The 22,588-nt window shown below is 56.4% G+C and carries 25 protein-coding genes and 1 pseudogene; 20 read left to right on the top strand and 6 right to left on the bottom strand.

Going from position 1 to position 22,588, the window contains the following annotated elements; all coding sequences use genetic code 11:
* Positions 1 to 119 precede the first annotated feature (119 nt).
* The 5 genes from ACX80Q_RS01265 to ACX80Q_RS01245 all read left to right on the top strand — a co-directional run bounded on the left by ACX80Q_RS01265 (position 120) and on the right by ACX80Q_RS01245 (position 7,059).
* Complete coding sequence (locus tag ACX80Q_RS01265; RefSeq protein ID WP_459328697.1) at positions 120 to 596, top strand: hypothetical protein; 477 nt, start codon at positions 120 to 122, stop codon at positions 594 to 596.
* A gap of 39 nt (positions 597 to 635) precedes the next feature.
* Positions 636 to 908, top strand: coding sequence for a hypothetical protein (locus ACX80Q_RS01260; protein ID WP_459328696.1), 273 nt, complete (start codon positions 636 to 638; stop codon positions 906 to 908).
* 177 nt (positions 909 to 1,085) lie between these two features.
* Positions 1,086 to 2,993, top strand: coding sequence for a site-specific DNA-methyltransferase (locus ACX80Q_RS01255; protein WP_459328695.1), 1,908 nt, complete (start codon positions 1,086 to 1,088; stop codon positions 2,991 to 2,993).
* The gene (locus ACX80Q_RS01250; protein ID WP_459328694.1) at positions 2,990 to 5,926 is read left to right on the top strand and encodes a DEAD/DEAH box helicase family protein; all 2,937 of its coding nucleotides are present in this window, start codon (positions 2,990 to 2,992) and stop codon (positions 5,924 to 5,926) included. Before ACX80Q_RS01255 ends, ACX80Q_RS01250 begins: the two co-directional genes overlap by 4 nt.
* 71 nt (positions 5,927 to 5,997) lie before the next feature.
* Positions 5,998 to 7,059, top strand: a complete 1,062-nt coding sequence (locus ACX80Q_RS01245; protein WP_459328693.1) for a DUF3644 domain-containing protein — start codon at positions 5,998 to 6,000, stop codon at positions 7,057 to 7,059.
* A 170-nt stretch (positions 7,060 to 7,229) separates the two neighbouring features.
* Here the strand turns inward: ACX80Q_RS01245 and ACX80Q_RS01240 are convergent, their stop codons facing one another.
* Both ACX80Q_RS01240 and ACX80Q_RS01235 read right to left on the bottom strand, forming a co-directional pair.
* Positions 7,230 to 8,417, bottom strand: a complete 1,188-nt coding sequence (locus ACX80Q_RS01240; protein WP_459328692.1) for a helix-turn-helix domain-containing protein — start codon at positions 8,415 to 8,417, stop codon at positions 7,230 to 7,232.
* Positions 8,414 to 9,208: a hypothetical protein gene (locus ACX80Q_RS01235; RefSeq protein WP_459328691.1), complete on the bottom strand. Its 795-nt coding sequence runs from the start codon at positions 9,206 to 9,208 to the stop codon at positions 8,414 to 8,416. Before ACX80Q_RS01235 ends, ACX80Q_RS01240 begins: the two co-directional genes overlap by 4 nt.
* Before the next feature lie 471 nt (positions 9,209 to 9,679).
* Here ACX80Q_RS01235 and ACX80Q_RS01230 point away from each other — a divergent pair, with 471 nt between their 5' ends.
* On the top strand, positions 9,680 to 10,378 hold the full coding sequence (locus ACX80Q_RS01230) for an MOSC domain-containing protein (RefSeq protein ID WP_459328690.1): 699 nt from the start codon (positions 9,680 to 9,682) through the stop codon (positions 10,376 to 10,378).
* A gap of 6 nt (positions 10,379 to 10,384) precedes the next feature.
* Here ACX80Q_RS01230 and ACX80Q_RS01225 read toward each other — a convergent pair whose 3' ends face one another.
* From ACX80Q_RS01225 to ACX80Q_RS01215, 3 genes are all read right to left on the bottom strand, one after another.
* Complete coding sequence (locus ACX80Q_RS01225; RefSeq protein WP_459328689.1) at positions 10,385 to 11,191, bottom strand: hypothetical protein; 807 nt, start codon at positions 11,189 to 11,191, stop codon at positions 10,385 to 10,387.
* A gap of 3 nt (positions 11,192 to 11,194) precedes the next feature.
* A complete protein-coding gene (locus ACX80Q_RS01220) occupies positions 11,195 to 11,533 on the bottom strand; it encodes a hypothetical protein (protein WP_459328688.1) in 339 nt (112 codons plus the stop codon).
* 575 nt (positions 11,534 to 12,108) lie between these two features.
* On the bottom strand, positions 12,109 to 13,074 hold the full coding sequence (locus ACX80Q_RS01215) for a hypothetical protein (RefSeq protein ID WP_459328687.1): 966 nt from the start codon (positions 13,072 to 13,074) through the stop codon (positions 12,109 to 12,111).
* A 152-nt stretch (positions 13,075 to 13,226) separates the two neighbouring features.
* On the opposite strand from ACX80Q_RS01215, the gene ACX80Q_RS01210 reads away from it, so the two are divergent.
* The 14 genes and pseudogenes from ACX80Q_RS01210 to ACX80Q_RS01145 form a co-directional block, all read left to right on the top strand.
* Positions 13,227 to 13,529, top strand: coding sequence for a hypothetical protein (locus ACX80Q_RS01210; protein WP_459328686.1), 303 nt, complete (start codon positions 13,227 to 13,229; stop codon positions 13,527 to 13,529).
* A gap of 3 nt (positions 13,530 to 13,532) precedes the next feature.
* Entirely contained in the window at positions 13,533 to 13,763 is a 231-nt protein-coding gene (locus ACX80Q_RS01205) for a hypothetical protein (RefSeq protein WP_459328685.1), read from the top strand.
* Complete coding sequence (locus tag ACX80Q_RS01200) at positions 13,760 to 13,927, top strand: hypothetical protein (protein WP_459328684.1); 168 nt, start codon at positions 13,760 to 13,762, stop codon at positions 13,925 to 13,927. Before ACX80Q_RS01205 ends, ACX80Q_RS01200 begins: the two co-directional genes overlap by 4 nt.
* A gap of 67 nt (positions 13,928 to 13,994) precedes the next feature.
* A complete protein-coding gene (locus tag ACX80Q_RS01195; protein WP_459328683.1) occupies positions 13,995 to 14,522 on the top strand; it encodes a hypothetical protein in 528 nt (175 codons plus the stop codon).
* Between the two features lie 20 nt (positions 14,523 to 14,542).
* Entirely contained in the window at positions 14,543 to 14,725 is a 183-nt protein-coding gene (locus ACX80Q_RS01190; protein ID WP_459328682.1) for a hypothetical protein, read from the top strand.
* Between the two features lie 181 nt (positions 14,726 to 14,906).
* On the top strand, positions 14,907 to 15,113 hold the full coding sequence (locus tag ACX80Q_RS01185) for a hypothetical protein (protein ID WP_459328681.1): 207 nt from the start codon (positions 14,907 to 14,909) through the stop codon (positions 15,111 to 15,113).
* The gene (locus tag ACX80Q_RS01180) at positions 15,106 to 17,280 is read left to right on the top strand and encodes a type IV secretory system conjugative DNA transfer family protein (RefSeq protein WP_459328680.1); all 2,175 of its coding nucleotides are present in this window, start codon (positions 15,106 to 15,108) and stop codon (positions 17,278 to 17,280) included. Before ACX80Q_RS01185 ends, ACX80Q_RS01180 begins: the two co-directional genes overlap by 8 nt.
* A complete protein-coding gene (locus ACX80Q_RS01175; RefSeq protein ID WP_459328679.1) occupies positions 17,277 to 18,251 on the top strand; it encodes a replication-relaxation family protein in 975 nt (324 codons plus the stop codon). The genes ACX80Q_RS01180 and ACX80Q_RS01175 overlap by 4 nt, the downstream gene beginning before the upstream one ends.
* On the top strand, positions 18,244 to 19,242 hold the full coding sequence (locus ACX80Q_RS01170; protein WP_459328678.1) for a DNA-methyltransferase: 999 nt from the start codon (positions 18,244 to 18,246) through the stop codon (positions 19,240 to 19,242). The genes ACX80Q_RS01175 and ACX80Q_RS01170 overlap by 8 nt, the downstream gene beginning before the upstream one ends.
* A gap of 87 nt (positions 19,243 to 19,329) precedes the next feature.
* On the top strand, positions 19,330 to 19,647 hold the full coding sequence (locus ACX80Q_RS01165) for a hypothetical protein (RefSeq protein WP_459328677.1): 318 nt from the start codon (positions 19,330 to 19,332) through the stop codon (positions 19,645 to 19,647).
* 101 nt (positions 19,648 to 19,748) lie between these two features.
* A complete protein-coding gene (locus tag ACX80Q_RS01160; protein WP_459328676.1) occupies positions 19,749 to 20,333 on the top strand; it encodes an antirestriction protein ArdA in 585 nt (194 codons plus the stop codon).
* Between the two features lie 109 nt (positions 20,334 to 20,442).
* Complete coding sequence (locus ACX80Q_RS01155; RefSeq protein WP_459328675.1) at positions 20,443 to 20,841, top strand: helix-turn-helix domain-containing protein; 399 nt, start codon at positions 20,443 to 20,445, stop codon at positions 20,839 to 20,841.
* A 31-nt stretch (positions 20,842 to 20,872) separates the two neighbouring features.
* On the top strand, positions 20,873 to 21,520 hold the full coding sequence (locus ACX80Q_RS01150; protein ID WP_459328674.1) for an ImmA/IrrE family metallo-endopeptidase: 648 nt from the start codon (positions 20,873 to 20,875) through the stop codon (positions 21,518 to 21,520).
* Positions 21,475 to 22,329: pseudogene (locus tag ACX80Q_RS01145) on the top strand (recombinase family protein); the annotation flags it as partial. The gene ACX80Q_RS01150 and the pseudogene ACX80Q_RS01145, both read left to right, overlap by 46 nt.
* On the opposite strand, the gene ACX80Q_RS01140 reads toward ACX80Q_RS01145, so the two are convergent.
* On the bottom strand, positions 22,222 to 22,464 hold the full coding sequence (locus tag ACX80Q_RS01140; protein ID WP_459328673.1) for a hypothetical protein: 243 nt from the start codon (positions 22,462 to 22,464) through the stop codon (positions 22,222 to 22,224). The pseudogene ACX80Q_RS01145 and the gene ACX80Q_RS01140 overlap by 108 nt on opposite strands.
* Positions 22,465 to 22,588: the final 124 nt, after the last annotated feature.

Raw genomic sequence — 22,588 nt, 5'->3', positions numbered from 1 at the left:
GCGCTCTGCAGGGGATCAAATTAATGCCCGTCACTGACTTCCAAGCGTGTCGCTAGGCCAAAAATGGGCAAAGAAAACCCCTCCGACCGGGCGTTTGCCCTAGTCAGAGGGGTATTGAAGTGGAGGTTCTGCAAGGGTATGCCAGCAGGGGCCACCACTACGAATCCCGCTTCGATAAGATCCTGGTATCCACTACCAAATCAGTTGCAGCGCGGAAGTCGCGAAATTCCAACCAAAAGTCATCTGCCAAAATTGTCCATCGGCTGACCGCCATAGACCAAGCCACCATCGCCGCCCGCTACCAGCAAGGCTGGTCATCTCGCCGACTGGCTGATGTTTACGGTATCTCCAAAACAAGCATCGTCATCATGCTTCGAGAATCCGACATTCCGATTCGGCGTCAAGGTCTCCGCGACTCTCAGGCGGACGACATTGCTATGCACTACGCAGCCGGCGCTTCCCTGGCCGCTATCGGCAAGGCCCACGACGTCTCAGCTGACACGGTCCGCAAGCTCCTCCTCAAGCAGGGAATTACGCTACGGAATCCCTGGGACCGTCCGCGTCCGGGTTCACTGACTCTCAATGTCGGCGGCTGACGATAGCTTGCAATAACCCTACTAAGACAAGGATCAGACATGACAATCTACTGGGTCAACTACGACCTCAACGCAACTGGCCAGGACTATGAGAAGCTCATTACCTACTTGAAATCCCACGACTCTTGGGCCAAGCCGCTCAAGAGCAGCTTTTTTGTGAAGACGTCTCTGACGGCGGCCGCGCTACGGGACGGAATCAAGCTGCATACTGATTCCAACGACAATGTCGTTGTCGTACCCGTTGGTGGACAAGGCTGGGCGACTTTTGGGGCCAGCAAGAATGTTACTGACTGGATGCACGCTAACTTGTAGGGCAGGTCTTCGAACCGTATCCACCGAAATCCTTTGCAGCCGACGGCACCATGTTCTCAGCAGGAACGTGGACTCGACACGAAATGGCCATCGACTGGGATGCGATACCTCGGGACCGTTTGCACACGGGTAGAGTCGAAGCCAGTATTGGCCTATAAATGAGAAGTCGGGGAACACTTGAGCAAGTCGTTGCTGGAACAACTGCCTGGAATCGTCACGGAGGGCAAGCGCAAGGCCGCCCAGATATTGGACAGCCTTGAAGGCAGGAATCGCGTTTCGCTTCAAACCCGCGAGCTCGTGATTCCAAACAGGGACACCAACGCGGAAGATCTCTTTCGACAGTTTAAGCCAGAAAATGTTGACCAGGCTGCTCCGAACCGTCTCATCTACGGTGACAACTTGCTTGCTATGTCCGCATTGCTGGCTGGCGACGATGAGTATCCGTCGGTGCGAGGCAAGATAGACCTCATCTACATAGACCCACCATTTGACTCGAAGGCCGACTACCGGTCCAAGATCACCCTACCCGGCGTGACGATCGAACAGAAGCCGACTGTTATCGAACAGTTTGCGTACTCCGACACATGGTCCGAAGGGACGGCCTCCTACCTGGCGATGATCACGCCGCGACTCGTACTCATGCGGGAGCTTCTCTCTGAGAAGGGCTCCTTGTTTGTCCATTTGGACTGGCACGTCGGGCACTATGTCAAAATTATTTTAGACGAGATCTTCGGGAAAGAGAATTTTCGAAATGAGATTGTCTGGCATTACTACAACAAGATGCAGGGCAATATTGGACGGTTTGCTTCAAACCACGATGTTATTTTTGTGTATAAGAAGGAACAAACTCCGGTTTTTAACACTGTAAAGGAAGCCAGAGACGTCCCCAAGAAGCAGCAAAAAAGAGTCTGGGATTCTGCAACAAAGAGTCTCAAACAAGCACGGGACGAAAATGGGGCTCTCGTCTACTACGAAGACACACATCGAACTCTTGATGACGTTTGGCGTCTTCCCTACATCATGCCTGCGGACAAGAAGCAGAAGTTGGACTATGCAACTCAGAAGCCCGAAACGCTTCTAGAGCGGATCATCGAGTCGTCAACCAACCCAGGTGATATGGTTGCTGACTTTTTCGTTGGATCGGGCACAACGGCAGCTGTTGCTGAGCGGATGGGTCGGTCATGGATTGCCGCGGACATGGGAAAACCGTCCAATATGATTACGCGCAAGCGCCTAATTGACCAGGACGCAAAGCCGTTTCTATTCCAGTCGATCGGCGACTACCAAATAGAGCAAGCTAGGTCCGTTTTGGGACGTAAGTTCAAAATAGGTGAGCTGGCTCAAGTGGTCCTGCGGCTTTTCGGTGCAGTTCCTCTGCCTCCGGAAGTAAGCCAAGGAGGCGCATTAGGTCGTATCACTAACGAACAGACCTTAGTCATAGCGACGAGCCCCAATGCGCTCATTACCGGCGCGACACTTAAGCGAGCTCAGGCCGCTCGGCTTTCTACTATGGGTGGTTTCGACAGAGTCGTGGTCCTTGGTTGGAATTTTTCGGACTCCATCGGTCACGATCTGGCCGCGCTGAATGACGACCGACTTGAGGTTTTGGTTGTTCCGCCCGAGCTCCTAACACGTTTGAAGGCGAAGGGCTCGCTAGAAAAGTTGGCTGAGGAAATCAAGTTCTCGACATTGCAGTACTTGCAGGCGTCAGTCGCGGCTCGGACACGCAAAGGCGATTCTGAAATCGTCACCGTCAACCTAGAGAACTACGTACTTCTCTCGCCAGACGCCATTAATCTCGACAGCAAGAACCGCGATCAGCTGCTCAACGTCATGAACAACGAGCCTTTAGCACTTCTCGAATATTGGGCAGTTGACCCCGACTATGACGGCCAGGTCTTTCGGTCGGTATGGCAAGATTACCGGGGCAACACTTTGAACGATGGCGATGAACTGCGAGTCGTAACCAAGGCCGATGTCGAGGTGCCCTTTAAGCCGACACCACGGACAGTATGTATCAGGGCAGTTGATGTCTTTGGGTATGAGTCGGAGATTATCGTTGAAAATGTTGAGGTCAACTCATGAGCACCGTGGTTGATTCATTTCCTCTCGCCAGCGCACTTGGGCGAATCATCGGAGAGCAAATCCCGGACATCGTCGAAGGCCTGCCGACAGCCTTAATGGACGAAGTCACTCCCGTGACCGCTGAGCTCTTGAAATTTTGGTTCCAAGACGACTTTGTTCAACTGCGGCCCGTGAACTTTCACGATGGTCAGCGTGCGGCAATCCTGCACATCATTTACGCTCATGAGGTTCTGAAGGCGCCGAACCTCGAGAATCTGTATCGTCAGATTGCTACTGACGCGTTGCTTGGCGGCGATACCCTCGGCGAAGTAACGCGCAAACAGAACAATCACCCTAAATACGCAGCCAAAATGGCCACCGGTACTGGTAAAACCTGGGTTTTGAATGCCCTTCTTATTTGGCAGTATCTGAACACACGCGAGTATCCGGACGATCAACGGTTCACGTCTAACTTTCTGCTCGTAGCGCCTGGACTCATCGTCTACGATCGGCTTCTTGGCTCGTTCCTGGGGAAAGAGCGGGATGGTGAACGTGACTTTGAAACTTCAGACATCTTCAAGAACCAAGAAATATTCATACCCGACAACTACCGCGACCAGATCTTCGGGTTCGTCCAATCGTCTGTATTTACCAAGGCAGATATCGGTAAGAAGGTTACTGGCAGCGGCATGATAGCCGTGACTAACTGGCACTTGCTTGCCGGTGTAGAGGATCCTGATTTCGTTCCCGAAACTGATGCTCCTGGAACTGACATTGATGCCAAGGCAGCTGTCGAGAGCTACTTTCCGATCAGTCCTGGAACTAGTACTGGTAACAGTCTGGATGTGCTCGACCGCAAATACATGCGTGGTGGGCCCCTCGAATGGCTCAAAGATCTCCCGTCGCTCATGGTCTTCAATGACGAAGCGCATCACATTCACTCGATCAAGAAAGGCCAGCAAGTTGACGAGGTCGAGTGGCAGAAGAGCCTGACCGAGATCGCATCTACTAAGGGCTATCGGTTCGTGCAAGTTGACTTCTCGGCCACGCCCTACAACGAAGTGGGCACAGGAGCAAAGAAGGGGATCAAATATTTCCCGCATATTGTCGTCGACTTCGATCTAAAGCAGGCGATGCGATCAGGGCTAGTGAAGTCACTAGCCCTTGATAAACGCAAAGAGATCGCTAATCTGCCGCTCGATTTCAATGCCGAGCGTGACGCAAGAGGCAAGGTAACAGGTCTGTCATCGGGCCAGCGCACTATGCTCCGGGCTGGTCTCACCAAGCTATCGATGCTTGAGATGAGCTTTGGTCACGTAGACCCTAGCAAGCACCCTAAGCTCATGGTCGTCTGTGAAGACACGTCTGTAACTGGTTTCGTCGAAGAGTTTCTTTACTCGGAGGGATTGGCTCAGGAAGAAGTCTTAACGGTTGATTCTAACCGCAAGGGCGAAATGTCAAAGGCTGAGTGGGACGTCACCCGAGAACGTCTGTTCGACGTCGACCGCCACAAGACTCCAAAAGTTATCGTCAGCGTCCTCATGCTCCGTGAGGGTTTTGATGTGAATAACATCGCTGTTATCGTTCCGCTACGTTCTAGCCAAGCGCCAATTCTTCTGGAACAGCTGATAGGTCGTGGGCTTCGCCTTATGTGGAGAGGCGACGAGCAGATCGATGAGATGAAGCGGGAAACCCGCAGGCGGATAGCTAACAAACTGGAACCCCAGAACTATTTTGACGTCCTATTCATCGTCGAACATCCCAGGTTCTCTGACTTCTACGATCAGTTAATGGCTGAGGGGCTAGCCGGCGAAGTCGGTGACGACACAGATACGCCGTCGCCCGCAACCGGTGACCTTGAAGTTGTTGAGCTTCGCGACGGCTACGAGCAGTTTGATTTCCATGTTCCAATGATGGTCCGGGATAGAGAGGAGGAGCTCAAGACTCCGATACTTGACCCGTACCAGCTGCCACGATGCCGCGTTCCTTTCACAGACGCTAAGAAATTTGTCGGTAAGGGCGATCGCTTCGTCTCGGTCGATGCGCAGACGAAAACCCAGTTTGGTGATTACAGGGTCGACGGTGGTGTCATGACTGCTACCGGATACAACGACTTCCTGGCCCGCTTGACTGTACGTATTACCGAAGCATTGGGTGGCAGCAAATCTGAGATGACTCCAAGCGCTAAGAAATACAGTTCGCTGGCGGCTTTCCCCATGCTGCAGACGTTTAGGCCGCAACTTCTCGGTTGGATCGATGCTTATATCCGCAATCGGTTCTTTGGCCAGGTTGTCGATCCTCTAGAGGATGAGAACTGGCGGGTTCTATTGACAGACATGATCACGAATGAGCTGGCGGGCAATATCTCTGCCGCCCTGGTACGTTCGCTGACTCAGGAAGTCGTATCAGTTGCCGAAGTAAACTTCCGACACCTCTCGGAAGTTCCGGCCCTCAGCGTCAGGACGTCATCGTGCATTGAAGTCGCCAAGTGCATCTACCCGAAACTTCCGATCCCCACACACAGCGGTGGTTTGGAACGTAAGTTCCTGGAGTGGGCCAATAACGACACTAAAGTTGAGGCCTTGTGCAAGATCAGTGAGTACAAGCACACTTTCGTACAGCGCCCATACTTGAAGGCCGACGGAATGCCGGCCCGGTACTCGCCGGACTTCCTATTTCGGACCGAAGAAATGATCTACGTTGTAGAGACGAAGGCTGAATCTGCGCTTTCTGACATCAACGTACAGAGGAAGCATGCGGCTGCAGTCGCCTGGTGTGAACAGATAAATGAACTTGAGCCTTCACAGCGCAGCCATCGACGCTGGGCATACGTCCTCTTAGGTGAGCAAGCAGTTGAGGGCTCAATTGCCGGAAACGAGAGAGCCACTGATCTGTTGGATCGAACACGACTTCGTTCGAAAGCAGAAGAGTTAGCCGAAGAACAGATTTGGTAACTGCGACGCTGTATTTTTCACCATTTTCCAGTTCTAATTATCTACGTGCAAAGAAACATCGTGGGGGAATCATGAGGAAAGAAGTAAAGCTTCTCAAAGAGAAAGCAACCAACTCACTACTCCTGAGTATCGAGCATTTCAATCGACCTTGGGACCTTGGCAGATCCGAGGCAGTCCTCATACTCCTTGATCACTCCTTTGAGATGCTGTTGAAGGCCGCGATTCTGCACCGTGGCGGCAGAATTCGCGAACCCCGCGAAAAGAATACGATCGGCTTTGACGCGTGTATCCGACGTGCTCTTTCAAACCCAGACGTTCGGTTCCTCATTGATGAACAAGCTCTAGTTCTCCAGGCCATAAATGGCCTTCGGGATGCTGCACAACACCACATCGTGGAACTATCTGAAGGTCAGCTATATTTCCATGCTCAAAGCGGCGTCACGCTATTCAGGGACCTACTACTGGACGTCTTCAGCGAACAACTTTCAGACTCTTTGCCCGAAAGAGTCCTGCCAATTTCAACCGTCTCCTTGCAGGAGCCAATGCTGATGTTCACGGATGAGATGGAACAAATCCGAAAGCTTCTTGCCCCGGGAACTCGTCGACATGCCGAAGCGGAAGCGAAAATTAGGAGCCTGGCGATAGTTGATGGAGCTATTCGTGGTGAGTTCACGCAGCCAAGTTCCGGCGAGCTGAGGAAGGTGGGCAATGATATTCGTAGTGGCCAAACTTTTGAGCAGACTTTTCCAGGCATTGCATCCGTCAACTTTGCTGCCGAAGGTTCCGGAATGCAAATCAACCTTAGAATCACCAAGAAGGAAGGCGTCCCTGTGTCTTTAGTTCCAGAGGGAACCCCCAACGCCGGTGTCGTAGCCGTCAAGCGAGTGGACGAGCTTGGCTTCTACAACCTCGGGCACCGAGAACTTTCCGTCAAAGTTGGCCTCACGACAAACAAGACGACAGCAGCCATCTCTGTTCTAAAACTTAAAGAGGACCCTGAGTGCTTTAAAGCTTTCAAAATTGGGGCTACACGTCATCAGCGATACTCCCAGCACGCTGTGGCCAAGATAACTGGCCTGCTGACAGTCAAGACCGCAGAACAAATTTGGGAGGACTATCGCGCTTTGACTTGAACACCGGTATCGGACCTAAAGTTGTCCAATAGGCGAGGTCTGTGAGCTTCGCTGTTTCTAAAATGAATTAACGACCATTTGGTGGTGGGCGAAGAGCAGCGCCGACAATGACTATCAAAGTCCCTTTCTCAACCTTGTCAATATAGCAAGGTGAAAGCAGCCAGAGATTCCTATGACTCGGTCATTTTGAATCGATCCATCAAAGACACGACTGTTGTCGAACGGCTCTGTCGTTCATCTAAAATTGGCGTAGTCTCCAGATGCGATTCGAGTGGCGCTCGAGACACTACTTGGCGGTACAGCTCAGCAGGTACACGGCACTGGCTGACCAAGATTCGCTCCGTAATGCCAACTTCGTCCAAAATCTCGACAGCTTTGGCGAGCAACGACGGCTGCTCGACAGTGTTTATGACACCGGGCTCGTGGCGTCGCCATCCGCGGGCTGACACAGTTGTCATCGCATTCCGATATGAAACGTCACCGAGTTGCCCCAGACGCCGAGACCGAAACAGGAGGGCCTGCATGCTCACGCCGTACTGTTCTTTGAGTTTCCCGAGGGTTGTCCAGACGGTTCTACCCATGGTCTTTGGCAGAGAATCTCGAATGTCCGATTCAGGCATCAGGAACTCGGCCGCAAATCGGTTGGCCTGTTCTTCAATGATCCGTCCGCCCGGTTCAGCGTCTCCGTGCATGACGAGGTGGCCGAGCTCATGAGCGACGTCAAACCGCTGCCGATAATAGTCTCGCTTGGTCGGGTTAAGAACCACGACAGGTCGCGCGTAGCTATCAAAGGAATAAGCGTCCACGGATGCTGTCCCGGGCGGGCTGAAGACGACGAGAACACCGCGATTCTCCACTAGCCGGACAAGGTGCCCGACTGGCCCTGGATCAAGCTGCCACTGCTGGCGAACAAATCGAGCAGCTTCTTCTGGCGAAGCGTCTTCAATATCCTCCGGAGCTACTGGATACGACGGAATATCAGCGTGCGGAAGCTCCACGTGATGTTCCAACGACAGTGATACGTCAACAGCAAGTTGTCCATATGCCGTTGCTTGATCTCGCGTTATTTGGGTCGTGGAGCGAAGTGACCGAAAATGCGGCGTGCCACTAAGCATCGCCACATCGTCTTGGCGGACGGCAAAGAATCCTGGATCGACGCCTAGGGATAGCGCGAGTTCGGCAACGGTGGAACTCGCAGGGCGCTTAGCCCCAGTCTCCCACCCTGCCAAAGCTGTGGCGCTTTTGCTGATTCTGTGAGCCAATTCGCTCTTCCGGATACCCGCTAACTGACGAGCAAGTGTCAGTCGGCCACCGTCAAACAGGGCCGCAGCGTCCGCTGCGGAAACACTATTATTCACGATTCGCGGCGCGCCTGAGGACGCTGCTCCGCCGCGGGGCGACGCAGACGTACGGGAGCATCGGGAATGATGAGATCAGGCGCAGGCGACTGAGGCTGATCCAGACGATGACCCCCGGATGTTGGCGGGGTGTGGTCAAGATTTTCGTACCAATGCCAGGCATCGCCTCCACCAGCATTGATGCGTGGTCGCCCGAATACCAGCTGAGAACGCTGCCCGACTGCATCCAGCGTGTGGCCTACTACAAATGTCTCAAGGTCGAGGACCTCTTCCAGGGCAGGGACAAGCCATTCGACACCGTCCAGCTCAAAGTCATCAAAAAGCGACGGATGAGGATCGGGGTTCTGCTGTTTAGCAACCTGCTGTTTGGTCTCGCTCTTTTCAGACCAGGGCAGACGAGAGATCTTTCCATAGGCGCAAGACGCTAGAAGGAAACGACGATCGCCAAACCTCCAGCCAGGGCTGCCCTTAAGGAACGACCGCTGCACGAGCCCGGGAGATAGCGTGGGCATGGTGAGCTTGTCGCGTTCGGTGAGTTCGGCATACACCAGGTCAAGCCCACTAGACGGGTCGCTGTCAGCGCGAAGCTGATACCGGCCGGAAGCAAAAACTCGGTCAAGCCGGTCACAGAAAAGGGTATGCCGAGTGGTGCCCAACCATGTGGCGTTGTGGCCGGCGTCCTCCGAGTAGTCACCGAGGGTGCGGCTCACGGCAGACGTGTACGCCCAGCGTGTGGCGTCGAGAATGCCTGTTTCTTGGAGATGCCCGATGATCTCATTTTGCTCAGTCACAGAGTAAGACTACAGCATGTGCCAGTATTTTGTGCTCCAAATCAAACCTATACTGACTTTTTTTGTTTTTGATCCACGCGCCTCCGCCGTCTAAGTGCGGCTCTCGTAATTGGCCCCATGTTACATGACCTCGCCATCACAGCACTCCGCGCGGAGTAGGGCGCATCAAGAAGCTGCTTACCAACCCCGTCGTTGACGTGGATGTACGTGGACCACAGACATTTCTGATATTTTGAGCGGTCGGCCTGGAACCGGACGGACATTGAGGGGCAGCCGTCGTTGCACAAATCAACAGTTCTGTCATAATCGGGGCATGATCACCCACGTAAAGGCCACAAACTACCGGCAATGGCTCGATGAAGAAGCCACTCCGCAATCGAATTGACAACTATAGGAGCATCCGGGGACGGTTCAGGATGATGGCGTCGTCTGAGCGACGTGCGGTCGACCTGGACGAGTTGTAGTGCGATGATGACCAGTATGAAACTAACGGGCGCACTATATCGTCCAGGTCGATCAGTGCCGATGGTTAGAGCGGAAAATGAGCTCGATCTCGCCGGCATTGCAAGAAAAAGAAGCCTGCAAAATGTCAACGCACGGGATCCGAGGCAAATTTGCATTGTGCATGAAGATGAGCTGAAGGCTCAAGAAATTAATTCAGAGCAATCGCGAGTGAATTTAGTGATTAGCGGCGGCTCTTCGGCGATGTTGCGTTCTGGCGCGCTCGTTGAAATCGGGAGGGCCAGGATCCGCATTACATTTAAGTGTGAGCCTTGCAAACACGGTGCCCAAATCGCTGATGTCCCAATGACAAGGTTTCGGAACCTCAAGAGATATCTGGGATTAGTTGTCGATGACGAATCAATCGTGACTGTGGGCAGTGCAGTGACTATATACCCTGACATGTTTGATGTTTGGGAAGACGATTTTCGTGGTCGCGTTACCCATGCCCTCCGCCTCGTGCCCGAAGGTGAGCGAGTGCTTTCTACTGAACTTCTCTTTGCGATCGGCGCAGGCAAGGTATATGCAAGGGCGCTACCACGTTGGGTTCAGTTTGCCGAGATACTAGGTGTTCGACCTGGAATAGTTAAATACACCGGTGAACTCAGCCCGAAAGATGCAAATCGGACGTATCCGCTCGGAAGTCACCTGTGGGGCGGCCGTCTATAGCAGCTCCTAGTGCGGATCGCATAGATTCTCTCGTGGAAGCTTAAAGGTAACCCTTGCTCGTGCGGATTGAGCGTGTTCTTCGGCTACATATTTAAGCTTTGATTCCTTGGTCGCACTCGTGAGAAGCTTGCGCAGGTCATCATCTCCATCCAGGAGGTCATCCATGTCCGCAGCATGAACCGGAATTAGGTCATGACCGTCACGCGTCTCAGAAGTTCTTTTTAAAGGCGAAGTTCGCAAAACAATACTCGCAATTGGTGCGCGCCTAGTGACTGGTAGGAACTCAAACGGACCAAAGCCAAGAGCCCAAGCGACATGCTCACCATCGGGGAGTATCCAGCGCAAGCCAACATCGACCCAGCCATCGTCGTATGAATCTTGAGCCTCCCAGAACCAATTCAAGTTCGGGGCGCATAGGTCATTTATCAAGCCGATTAGCTGGTCAATTTCTTCGATGTGGGGAAAAATGAGCTGAACAAGCTCGGTCCGTTTATCCAGACTGAGAATCACCTCGCAGACATGCGTCGCGAGGTCTTCACTTGGAATATTCTTGGAGATAAGCACGGACTCCCACCGTGCGGCGATATCGTCTCGAGCCAAGCGAGAAGCAAAGCGGCACCCGGTTTGCCCTCTCTTGACCCAATCTAAGAAGGTTGCCGGGTGCAAGCGATAAGCGTCAGGAAAATACTCAGGCCCCTCAAGGTCTCCCGTATTCGTATGAAATTCGGCATAGTCCTGCCTGTTGGGCCATGATCGGCTGACCCCATCTCGGCCCACGCTCTCAAAAGAGCGACCCAGCTTTTCATTGGTCATTTTTCACCAAGAGGTCTGAGTGAATGGCGTGTCGTGTGATTTCGGCAAGGCGTCGACCAGCGGGTCTACTTCATCGACCGGGGGGAACTTGACGCTGTGGTCAATGCCAATGACAGACCAAACTACGCCGGTCTTTCCGATCACCGTCATGAGTTCATCTTCTTTGCTCTCCATGCCCCGCGCAACTTCGGCGGCACCTTCGATTGCACTAATGGCAATCTCGTTTGAGCCAACGTAACTGCTCTTGCTGTTCATTTGTTCCTCTTTTCGTGGCTTCTCCATCTGTATCCTCCGCGTTTCATACTTAGATATCTTTTTAGTATGAAACTTGTCGGGAACCATGGATATTGTGTAATTCACAACGCCCTTGTAGTGTGCCAATGACGAACTCTCTTCACATCCTCACCAGTTTACGCCGTGGTCAAAGGGTAGCGGAGGCTCCCGAGACCATCTCTTGTTGGAGTTACCTAGTTGCAGCACGCTCAATCGCATGACTGGGCGTGGCATCGAGCCATCCGAGCCTCTGTAGGTGTACGCACTCTAGCTCCTCTCGGATAGGCGAACCCGATCCGCATGTAGCGGCGGACGGCTGATCGTCGTTGATACTGACAGGATACGCCGGACTACTGACATCCTTGACCATTTCGATCCGCACCGACAAGAGGCGTCAGCCAACTTTCTGGGAGAATTGCTCAGGTTTGTTTCATCAACAAGTGAGATTGTGGAGTTTCGGAGGCGTGTGAGCCTCGAATCGTGAGGGCCAGCGCTGTCACCCCGATGCTTTTGGATGTCAGCGCGGACTACTTCGCATGTGGGACAACTGGTATTTCAGGAGCCAATCTGTAGACGATCTCTTGCTGCGGTCTCGACCATACCTTGGTATCGAGGGCTTTGCGCTGCCTTATGAGTGCTAACCTTCACCACTCCCAAACTATCCCGCTAAATAGTCCGCCGTGTACGTCACGGAGGCGGAGAGTGGCGATCCCGCGATCGTCGAGTCCCTGAGCGTTGTACTCGTTGGCTTTCGTTGGACGTGCGAAGGGACTGACGCTTTCGAACTTCCAGAGGCTCCTGGGTTTATGCCCGATGAAGCCCACCTGGACGGAAGCGAGGAGCGTCCTGTCATGGAATGCGCGGCTGGCAAGCTTGAGGGCGTCTTGCTCGTTGGGTCCATGGTCTGGGTGCACGGTGAATTTGAGATCATAGATCTCGCCACGGACCATAGGTTCGGTTTTGGTGCGCGCTTGGTTGAGATGCCAGAAATGGTCATTGTAGCCGGCGCCATCAACGGTGCGGGTGTTGACCTTGAAGTCGCCTCCTGGCTGAGGTTCGACCCAGCCTTCGTGAGAGCGAGTGACCGTGACATAGTCCAGGTCGTCGGTCATATTAGCGAAGCGGTAGTACTCGCGGGTCTCTTTCCATTTCCGGTTCTCCACAATGATCAAGGTGCTGGTGGCCTCGTAGATGATGCCACCGTGCATCTCCGGTACGTGTAGGACCAATGGTGACTGGGCATATGTCCCGGTAACGAGTCTGGAATGCAGGTGTCGAAGCGCCGGTTCTTCCCTTGAAGCAACAGTCTCGACGCCACGTCCGATCTTGTCGCCATGGATCAGTCGACGGTGCTCCAGCCGGGCGACGCCCTCGGTTTCTGGGCTTAAAGCAAAGACGTCCAGCAGGAGAGTCGCTTCGTGTTCGTTAAGCGAATAGATCGCGGACAAGAATCGGCTTTTCAAGCGCTCAAAGGTGTCCTCGTAGGCGCCACGCAGCATCTCGTCAACGATGGCAGCCTTAAACAAGCGCCGCTGAACAAAGCCCTCGTTCTTACGGAGTCGAGATAGCTCGTAGGCCAGTGACTCGGCGTCATCATGATCCGGTCTCATGCATCCCACTATGCCGCACCGTTCTTGGCGATGCGCGGGCATTGGCATTTTCCAACTTTTTTCCAACTTTCAAGTCACGCCCTCGGACGCTTCTACTGTCGAAGTACCCCGGAGTTACCGGGATGGACTTCAAAGAAGTAAGGACCATGAACATGTCAAGCCTTCTACCGACTCCAAAGGGCCCGCTTGCCAATATTCCGGAGAGTTTTTCGCGCACCGAAGGACGGGCTCTATCCCGTCAGCAGAACGCGGAGATCACCCGGGGACTGGTGACAGCCACCCGTGTTCAGGCAGCGGGTATGGTGGCAGCCACCGGCATGCACCTGACCGCGATGCTGAGCCGCGAGGCAACGTTCCTGTCCGACGGGGACCCCCAAACCGCCGCCCGCCTGAACTTCATCGCCGATTCCTTCGCGGAGAATGCCGCCTGGGAAGTCCGCCAGTTCCGGGGTTAGGTCATGGATACCAACACTGACAAAGACGACGAAAGCCGCATCGTACTCAATGCCATTGCATACACGGCGCAGCTGTTCACGGATCTCCACGAACGCGTCCGGACCTACGCCGAGATGCTCAGGATCGTGGACCCGGTCGCGGCCGATCATTTGCTGCGGGTTGCCTTGGTTGGGGTCGGTGCTGCCACCGATGAGATTACAGACTGGATTCTCAACGACTCCGGCACCTCATGACAACGCTCATCGTCTGGCTGATCCTCATTGCGGCAGTCGTTGTCGCTTATCGACTGGACGTGTTGTCTAGCGCAAGAGTCCTCGCAGGGGTGGCCACCACCACCCTGCGGCTGTACCTGAAATTTATCACCGCCGTGTGGCGCCTGTTCATCGCCCGGCGCTAATCGCACCCCTTCCGTAGGCCGTCGCCTACATCCTCCAAAAACACGATCCTGAAAGGGCTTAATTGTCATGCCTAAAAACATCACCAGCACCCAGCTGGCCATTGCCCAAGAAAACCTGAATACGCACGTCAAGTTGGAGGCTTCCCACATCGCCTCCCGTGTCGGCTTCGACTGGCATGCGACCGCCGATGCTCCTAACAGCTATGCCTCGCTCCAAGCGGCCTACGAAGTCGCCATGCGATCCAAGACGCCCCTGCCCGTCAGCAACGAAAACTCCAGCCGCGTCATCTTTGCCAACCCGGAAGGCAACTACGCCTACCGGTTCATGCACGACATGGCACACGTGGAGATGGGGCTGTCATTCTCCTCCACGGATGAGTTCGAGCTGGCCCGCCGCCTGATGTGCCGGATCGAGCGGGCCGGCTACGGCCCGGACACCCTGGAATGGAAGCTGTACCAGGCGGACGCCATCGGCCAAGTCATGCATTACGCCCTCACCAAGCGCTACGTCGCTGACCAGCTGCAGTTCGCCCTAGACTGCGTCAGCCACGGACTGGCCTGCGGCATCTTCTTGGAAATCGAGCGTCAGCGATGACCGACAAGCAGAAAGGGACCATGTCCATGTTCGACCGCCTGGTAGGTGCCTGCCTGGCCGTACTGCTGGCATCTATTGCCATCTACTGCGCCGCCAAGATCATCGAGTCAATCTGGCCCGTCCTGGTCATCGTTACCGGTGTCATCGCGCTGCTGTGGACCGCCATCGTGGCGATCCGCATGTGGCTCGCCCGACGCTACTAGGCCAAGAATCCATCGCCGCTACATCCGTAGTTTGGCTTGTTCCAGTCGGTGTTGTGGTTTACGCCAAAGTGGTTGAACGTTCAACGAATTGAACGCATACTACTTCACAGACCACGTTCAATACGTTGAACGATCGTCTGCATCGCCAACCACAACACCGACTGAAAGGAGGGAAACCACTATGCCTACACATAAGAAACCACGCCGCAGCCGTGCCGCCAATCCACGCCAGGAGCGCCACATCACGGTCTACGGCGTCCAACGCGACAAACCGGACCTGCGCAAGCTCAGCCGCGCCGTCATCGCCATGGCCCAGGCCGAAGCCGAACGGGAAGCCCAGGCGCAACACGAGACGAATCGACGTCCCCGAGGAGAGCGCCATGACTAGCCAAGAAACCCACCTTCGCCAGCTGGTCTGGCAGGAAATCTATTGGCCGTACCCACTGGACGCTACACGGACAGCAAACCTGCTGCGCCAATGGGCCACCCAGCTCCACGCGCCGCAGATCATTTTGGAAGCCCGCGCCACAAAAGACGGTATCCGCTACCTCGTCGCCTCCCAGCGACGCCATGAAAGCGCCGTCCGCCGAGACATCGAACAAATGGTACCTGGCACGATTGTCGCCGCCGACACTACTGGTAGAGGTGCAGCTGCCGTTGCCCGCCGCATCACTATCAACCAGCCAATCCGCCCGCTGGAGTCACACGACAGCGAGGGGAGCACCCGGTCCATTTTGGCTAGTCTGAGTGGTCTTCACGGCAAAGAGTTGCTGGTCGTGCAGATCGTGCTCGGTCCACGACTGGCACCCCAGTTGGTGCCTGAACACCTGCCACGTGCAGGCCAGGGAATCGCATCGCTTGTCTTGACCGGCATTCAGCCGGAGCGCCGCCCACAGGTTGTGAGGCAAATCCAGTTCAAGCAGTCCGACCACGGATTTGCCGCCGTCATCCGGATCGGCGTGTACGCCACCAACGAATCCCGCCGGTCGGCACTCATCAAGCGTGTTGTCAGCTCCTTCGGAACGCTGCTGTCTCCTGGGTTGCGGCTGCGCGAGCACGGGGACAGGGCACAGAAACTGAATGCTCCCGCCTCGGAGTGGGCATTCTTCACCCCGGCGCAGCAGTTGTCGGTTGCTGAAGTTGGCCTGCTCAGCGGCTGGCCGGTGGGCGCTGTCGATATCCCGTACCCTGGGCTGCCACCCATCCATCCGCGCCAGATTCGTCCCTCATTCACCAGTGGGGACAAACATCGGGTCATTGCCCAGGCCACAGCGCCAGGCGCCACCGACACGACCCTTGGGATCACTGCTGATGACAGCCGGCGACACCTCTGGCTGCTCGGGCCAACCGGCGTCGGCAAGAGCTCGCTGCTGCTGAACCTGATCCACGATGACATGCTGGCCGGACGGGGACTGGTCGTCATCGAGCCCAAGGACCTGATCCGCGATGTCCTGGCCGTCATACCATCATCTCGCCGCGATGACATCGTCTTGCTCGATCCGCTCAACAGCGCACCGGTCGGCATTAATCCACTGGATCTGCACGGACGCTCCCCGGCACTTGTGGCCGACCAAATCTTCGGCACCTTCAAAGCGCTCTACGGGGCAGACGGATTGGGGCCACGCTCCTCGGATATCCTCCGGCACAGTCTGCTGGCACTGACCAGTCGCGGTGACGCCAGCTTGGCCATGTTGCCGGTGCTGCTGACCAATGCCGGTTTCCGCCGCTCGATCACCCAACGCATTGCCCGCAGCGACCCATTTTCGGCAGGACCATTCTGGCACTGGTTCGACCAGCTATCGCCGGAGGCCAGCGCCCAGGTGACGTCACCACTAATGAACAAGCTGCGCCCGCTATTGGATCCCCACCTGCGCCACGTCTTGGCCCAGCGCAACCCGCGCTTCAACATTCGGCAGGTCCTGACCGAAGGCAAGATTCTGCTGGTGCCATTGCAAAAAGGCAAACTCGGTCCGGAAGCCGCCGAACTTCTCGGTGCCCTGGTTGTCGCTGAACTCTGGCAAGCCATCCAGGAACGCGCAACAGTCGACCCCAAAAACCGTCACACGGTAACGGTCTACCTCGACGAAGTGCAGGACTACCTCCGCCTACCCACGGATATCGGAGACGCCCTGGCCACCGCGCGAAGCCTTGGTGCCGCCTTCCACGTCGCCCACCAATACCTTGATCAGTTGCCGGTGGCGATGCGCTCAGCCTTCGAAGCGAACTGCCGTTCCCGCATCTTCTTCCAGCTGGCCGCCAAGGATGCCCGTGCTGCGTCCGTGATGGCCCCGGGGCTTGACCCTGAGGACTTCACCTCGCTGCCGGCTCGCCACGTCTATGCCCAGCTCGTCCACCAGGGCACCGTCACCGACTGGGCATCGGGCAAGACACTCACGACACCGAAGACAACGGCCAACGTGGCTGACATTCGGACTCGCAGCCGTGAACAATACGGCCAGCCCATCGACGCCATTGAACAAGGATTCCTAGACATCCTTACACCCGCGCAGGAGCAGGGTGACTCGGGCGGACGCCGTCGCAGGAGCACACCATGAGCGACAAAACGATCCTTCCGACCGGCTACCCGACCGCGTCGAGCCGACCACACGCATCCATGCAGGCCAGCGGCGAAAAGGGGACAACAGGGGCGCCGAATACCGGTGGTTCTTCCAGCACCGGAGTCCACGCGGGGCCGCGCATCAGTAGCCGACGACTCCGGGAGATCCAGTCACACCTCAGCCGACGCGACCAAGACATCCTGGCATCCGTCGATCGCTACCGCTTCCTAACCGCCAAGCACATCCAGGCGCTGCACTTCACGGACCATGGATCGGAGAGCTCGGCTTCACGAACTTGCCGCCTGGTCCTGTCTCGGCTGCGCTCCCTCCGGATCTTGGGCGTCTTGGACCGGCGTATCGGCGGCATCCGAGCAGGTTCCGAGGGGCTGGTCTACTACGCGGACACGGCGGGTGACCGCCTCCAGCGCGGAACGGCGTCGGTCCGGGCTCGTAAGCGGTTCGATGAGCCATCGGCCCGCTTCCTCGACCACACCTTGGCGATCGGTGACATGGCTGCAGGTATCCGCGAGGCAGCCATGGCCCACGGGGCTGAGGTGGTCAGAATCGATCCCGAACATGCAGCCACCCGCACGTACGCAGACAACTACAGCGTCGCCCAAGTGCTGCGGCCCGATCTTTACGTCGAACTGGCAGCCTCCGCCGATGACGAGGAAGTATGTGCGTTCTTCATCGAAGTCGACCTGGGGCATGAAAGCCTGCCCACCCTGCTGGGGAAATGCACGGCCTACGAGGACTACCGCAGTACGGGGATCGAACAACACCAGTTCGGCGGCTTTCCGAATGTCATTTGGGCCATGGACGCCTACCGTGAAACCACTGCCGTTCGGCGTCGAAAGTCACTCCAAGACGCCCTCGAACGGAATAGCCGCCCCAGCCCTGGCCTTTACCGGATATACGCACTCGCGGACGCCGCCGAAGCCGTAGTACAGGGGGTACGCCATGACTAGCCTGACCAGCAATCTCCACATCGGTGACGCCTTGGAAACACTGCGCACCCTGCCGGCCGAAACCGTCGACATGTGCTTGACCAGCCCACCATATTTCCGGCTGCGCGACTACGACGCACCCGGCCAGCTCGGGCTGGAAACATCGGTCGATACATGGGCGGCCAATCTCGGAGAAGTCTGCCGCGAAATCCGCCGCGTCCTCGTGCCCACCGGGACGTTTTGGCTCAATCTGGGCGACACCTACACCACGCATGCCCGCCAGGGCGCCCCACCCAAAAGCCTGGCACTGGCACCGGAACGGCTCGCCCGGCTGTTGCAAGAAGACGGCTGGATTCTGCGCAACAAGATCATCTGGGCCAAACCAAACCCGATGCCAACCAGCGTCCGTGACCGGCTGACAGCTACCCACGAGGTGATCTACCTTTTCGCCAAACAGCCATGCTACTTTTTCGACCTCGACAGTATTCGCATTCCCCATCTCTCCAAACCAGGATCACCACCCAGCAAGCGCTCGCGCCGACCCTCCACCGAGCCATGGCGTGGCCCCAATGCTGACTCCACCACCGGCTTGGCGGCTATGAAGGCCCGGGGCGTTGTTGGGCACCCGCTCGGCAAGAATCCAGGTGACCTCTGGACGCTCGCCACGGCAGCCGGGAAGGGCAGCCACCACGCCAGCTTCCCGGAGTCCTTGGCTAGCCGCTGCATCCAAGCGGGGACGCCCGAAGGACGCTGCACCATCTGTCGTAAGCCGTATATCCGTGCACTGCGACGACTGGGAGAGGCAGCTACCCGGCTTGCCCTCGCCCCAAGCTGCGGGCACCAAAACGGGATGGAGCCCGGTGTTGTCCTTGACCCATTTATGGGCTCGGGCACGACAGCCGTCGTTGCCGAACGCTTGCAACGGCAGTGGATCGGCATCGAGCTCAACAGCGACTTCGCCCACGAAGCCATCACCCGAATCGAAACGGCCCGGGCATCACCCCTAGCCTGAACCGTCGACAGCTCGTCGGTGTCATGCGGCCAGGTGAGTCAGGTTTCACCCCGAAACCTCGCCGACCGCAAGCACCGAGGAGTTGTCATGACGACACCACCGGGTGACGGCATCGACCGTCACACCCAGGGCAGCGTGAAAACGCTGGCCGTCCGGCTCGAACCGGACATCCACACCCAGCTGGTGCTCATCGCCCAGCTGCGCGGCAGCACCATCACCGAGGAGATTAGGCAGGCCTTGGCGGCGCACATTGCGCTCGTCAAGAACAACACCGATCTGGTCTCCCAAGCCGAATCTGCCATGGCCGACATCGAGCGGGAGGCGGCAGCCCGCCGCGAGGCCATCACCAGCTTGTTCGGCAACGACCAGGCAGAGGTGAAGCCCCGCACGGCGCGTGGACGCTAGTTCGAGCCATCCCGGCAGGGGTCAGCGTGAGTGGAGTTCGATCGGACTCCCTCCGCTGCTCCTGCCGCAAACACACAACCCCAAGCGAAAGGAGGAAACACATGAACCACGAACACCTACCCGGGACAGATCCGGAACACGAGAAGCAACGCACCACACCGGCAATCTACGTCGCCTCACTGGCCGACTACAATAACGGCCGGCTGCTCGGTGACTGGATCGACGCCACCATCGGAGCCGAAGCTATTCATGAAAAGATCACCGCCATCTTGGCCCAATCCAAAGAACCAGCCCCAGAGGAATGGGCCATCCACGACTACGAAGGCTTCGGCAACAAACGACTCAGTGAATACGAACGCATCGAAGACGTTGCCACACTGGCTGAAGGAATCGAAAAGTACGGCGAGGCCTTCGCCGCCTGGGTCGACTACTCCGGCCTCGATCCCGAAGACTGGCACCACTTCGAAGTAGCCTATCTGGGCGAATACGACACTCTGGCCGCCTACGCCGAACAGATCATCGACGACCTCGGCTGGCGTGACGAGGTCGAAAAACTCTTACCGGAGTCGCTCCAGCCCTACGTCACGATCGACGCCGAGGCCATGGCTGAAGACATGCGCCTCGACGGCGAGATTTACAGCATCGAGTCTGACTCGGGTATCTACGTATTCAACAGCCGATTCTGACAATGTCCGAAGAATAAGGCAGGACTTCCTGCCTTGACGAAATTTCTGTTGTGGAATTCGCTTAAATCGTTGAACGAAATGAACGATCGGTTCATACTACGAACAGAAATTGGAGATCAACGAAATGCAAGACCACGACATACAACAATTGGCGGACGCCATCCGGGAACGGCGACAAGAACTTGGCCTATCCGCCAGCGAAGTTGCCCGGCGAGCAGACGTTGCCAAAGGCACGATCACCCGCCTGGAACTTGGCCAAATCGGCAGTCCCCGCATGGACAACCTCCGCTCCATCGCCGATGTACTCCAGATCCCGCTGACCAATCTCCTAGCCGAATCCCGCGTCCTCCGCAGCTCAGACCTTCCCACCCTGCAGCCCTATCTGCGCACGAAGTTCAAGGACATGCCCGAGGATGCCGTCCGCGAAATCGAGGAGCACTTCCGAGGCGTCGCCGCCCGGCACGGCATCAACATCCCAACCGGTCCCGCACCCGGCGAGGACGAATAACCCACCTATTTCTCAGAGAAAGGAGAAAGCCATGACTAACACCATCAACCCAACTCCATTTGATCGAAGTGTCCTGTCGACCCTCCGATCTCTCATCCCCAACCGCGAGGTCCACTCCCTGGCTGAGGCAAAACAAGTCGCCGAACACCAAGCCATCAAATTACTCCAGCTACACAATATTGACGCCGGAGCTGTCCCAGTCGAGTTCATCGCCGAACTACCCAAGATCGAAATTGAACTCGTCGAAGCGCCCGTCTCCGGAGCAAGTTTCTGGAACGGCAATGTCTGGATCATCCAACTGAACAAACACGAAAACTACCGCCGCCAACGCTTCACCTTGGCGCACGAATACAAGCACATCATCGACCACAACCGAGCCGACCAGCTCTACCTGGGCACCAAAGACCTCAGCGCCGCCGACCAGGCCGAACAAGCCGCCGACTACTTCGCCGGATGCCTACTCGTCCCAAAGCTGCTCCTCAAACGGGCCTACTACAGCGGCATGCAACGTCCATCCGACCTGGCCAACCATTTCCAGGTATCCGAAGTCGCCATTCTTGTCCGACTGCGCCAGACCGGCATCACCGAACCAGCGCCACGCTGCCAACCAGCCAGCACTCCATTTTCGCGTTCATGGCAGTACCGCATGAACAACCTCACCCCGATACAAGGAGTTTGATCATGACCATCGACGACATCGAGGCCATGCGCCCGCGAAAGGCCGTTCTTTACCTGCGCGTCTCCAGCAAAAAACAGACCGAGACCGCCATCGACATCGACAAAGACGGCAACTCCATCGCCACCCAGCGCGACATCTGCGAGCAGAAAGCTGGGGCGCTTGGTGCGGAGATTGTCCATGAGTTTGTCGAACCCGGCGTGTCCGCCCAAACGATCGAAAAGCGCCCCGTCTTCCAGTCCATGCTGAGCTATCTTCAAGACAACCGCGACGTCGACTACGTCGTCGTCTATGCCCGATCCCGAGCCTTCCGCAACTTCGTTGACGCGGCCATTACCAAGCGACATCTCGACAAGCTTGGCGTCCGGCTTCTATCTGCACGGGAAGACTTCGGCGAAGGCACCTACGCCGAAGCTATGGAAGCCGTCACCGACATCATGAATCAGGTGCAAAACCAGCTCAGCGGCGAAGACATCCGCATCAAGATGCGCAATAAGGCCATCAACGGCGGAACAATCGGCCGAGCCAAACTGGGATACCTCAACGTTCGAAAGGACATCGACGGACGACAGATCAACACCGTAGAACTTGATCTGAAGCGCGCGCCCCTCATTCTCAAGACATGGGAACTCTATGCAACTGGTGACTATACTCTTGAGCGGCTCGAAGCCGTGATGGGCGACATGGGACTGACTTCTCGGGCCTCAGCCCGGGCGCCAGAAAAGCCAATCGCGCAAAGCAAGCTCCACCAGATGCTCAAAGACCCGTATTGCTGCGGCTACGTCACATACAAGGGCGACATCTTCCCCGGACGGCACGAGCCGATCATCGGCCAAGAGCTCTTTGAACGAGTGCAGGAAGTCATGGATCTCCGAAGCCGCCGTGGACAGCGCGACCGGGTCCATCACCATTTCGCCAAAGGAATGCTGTTTTGCCGACGGTGCCATGATCGCGGCCAGACGAGCCGCATGATTTTTACCGAAGCCATCGGGCGCGGCGGAACGTACCAGTACTATGTCTGTCGGCAGCGAAAAGAGGGTACTTGTGACCTTCCGTATCTACCGGTCTACC

The sequence above is a fragment of the Arthrobacter sp. HLT1-20 genome (assembly GCF_054510895.1).
The sequence above is the reverse complement of the archived record's forward strand: the minus strand, read 5'-3'. Positions and strand labels throughout refer to the sequence as shown.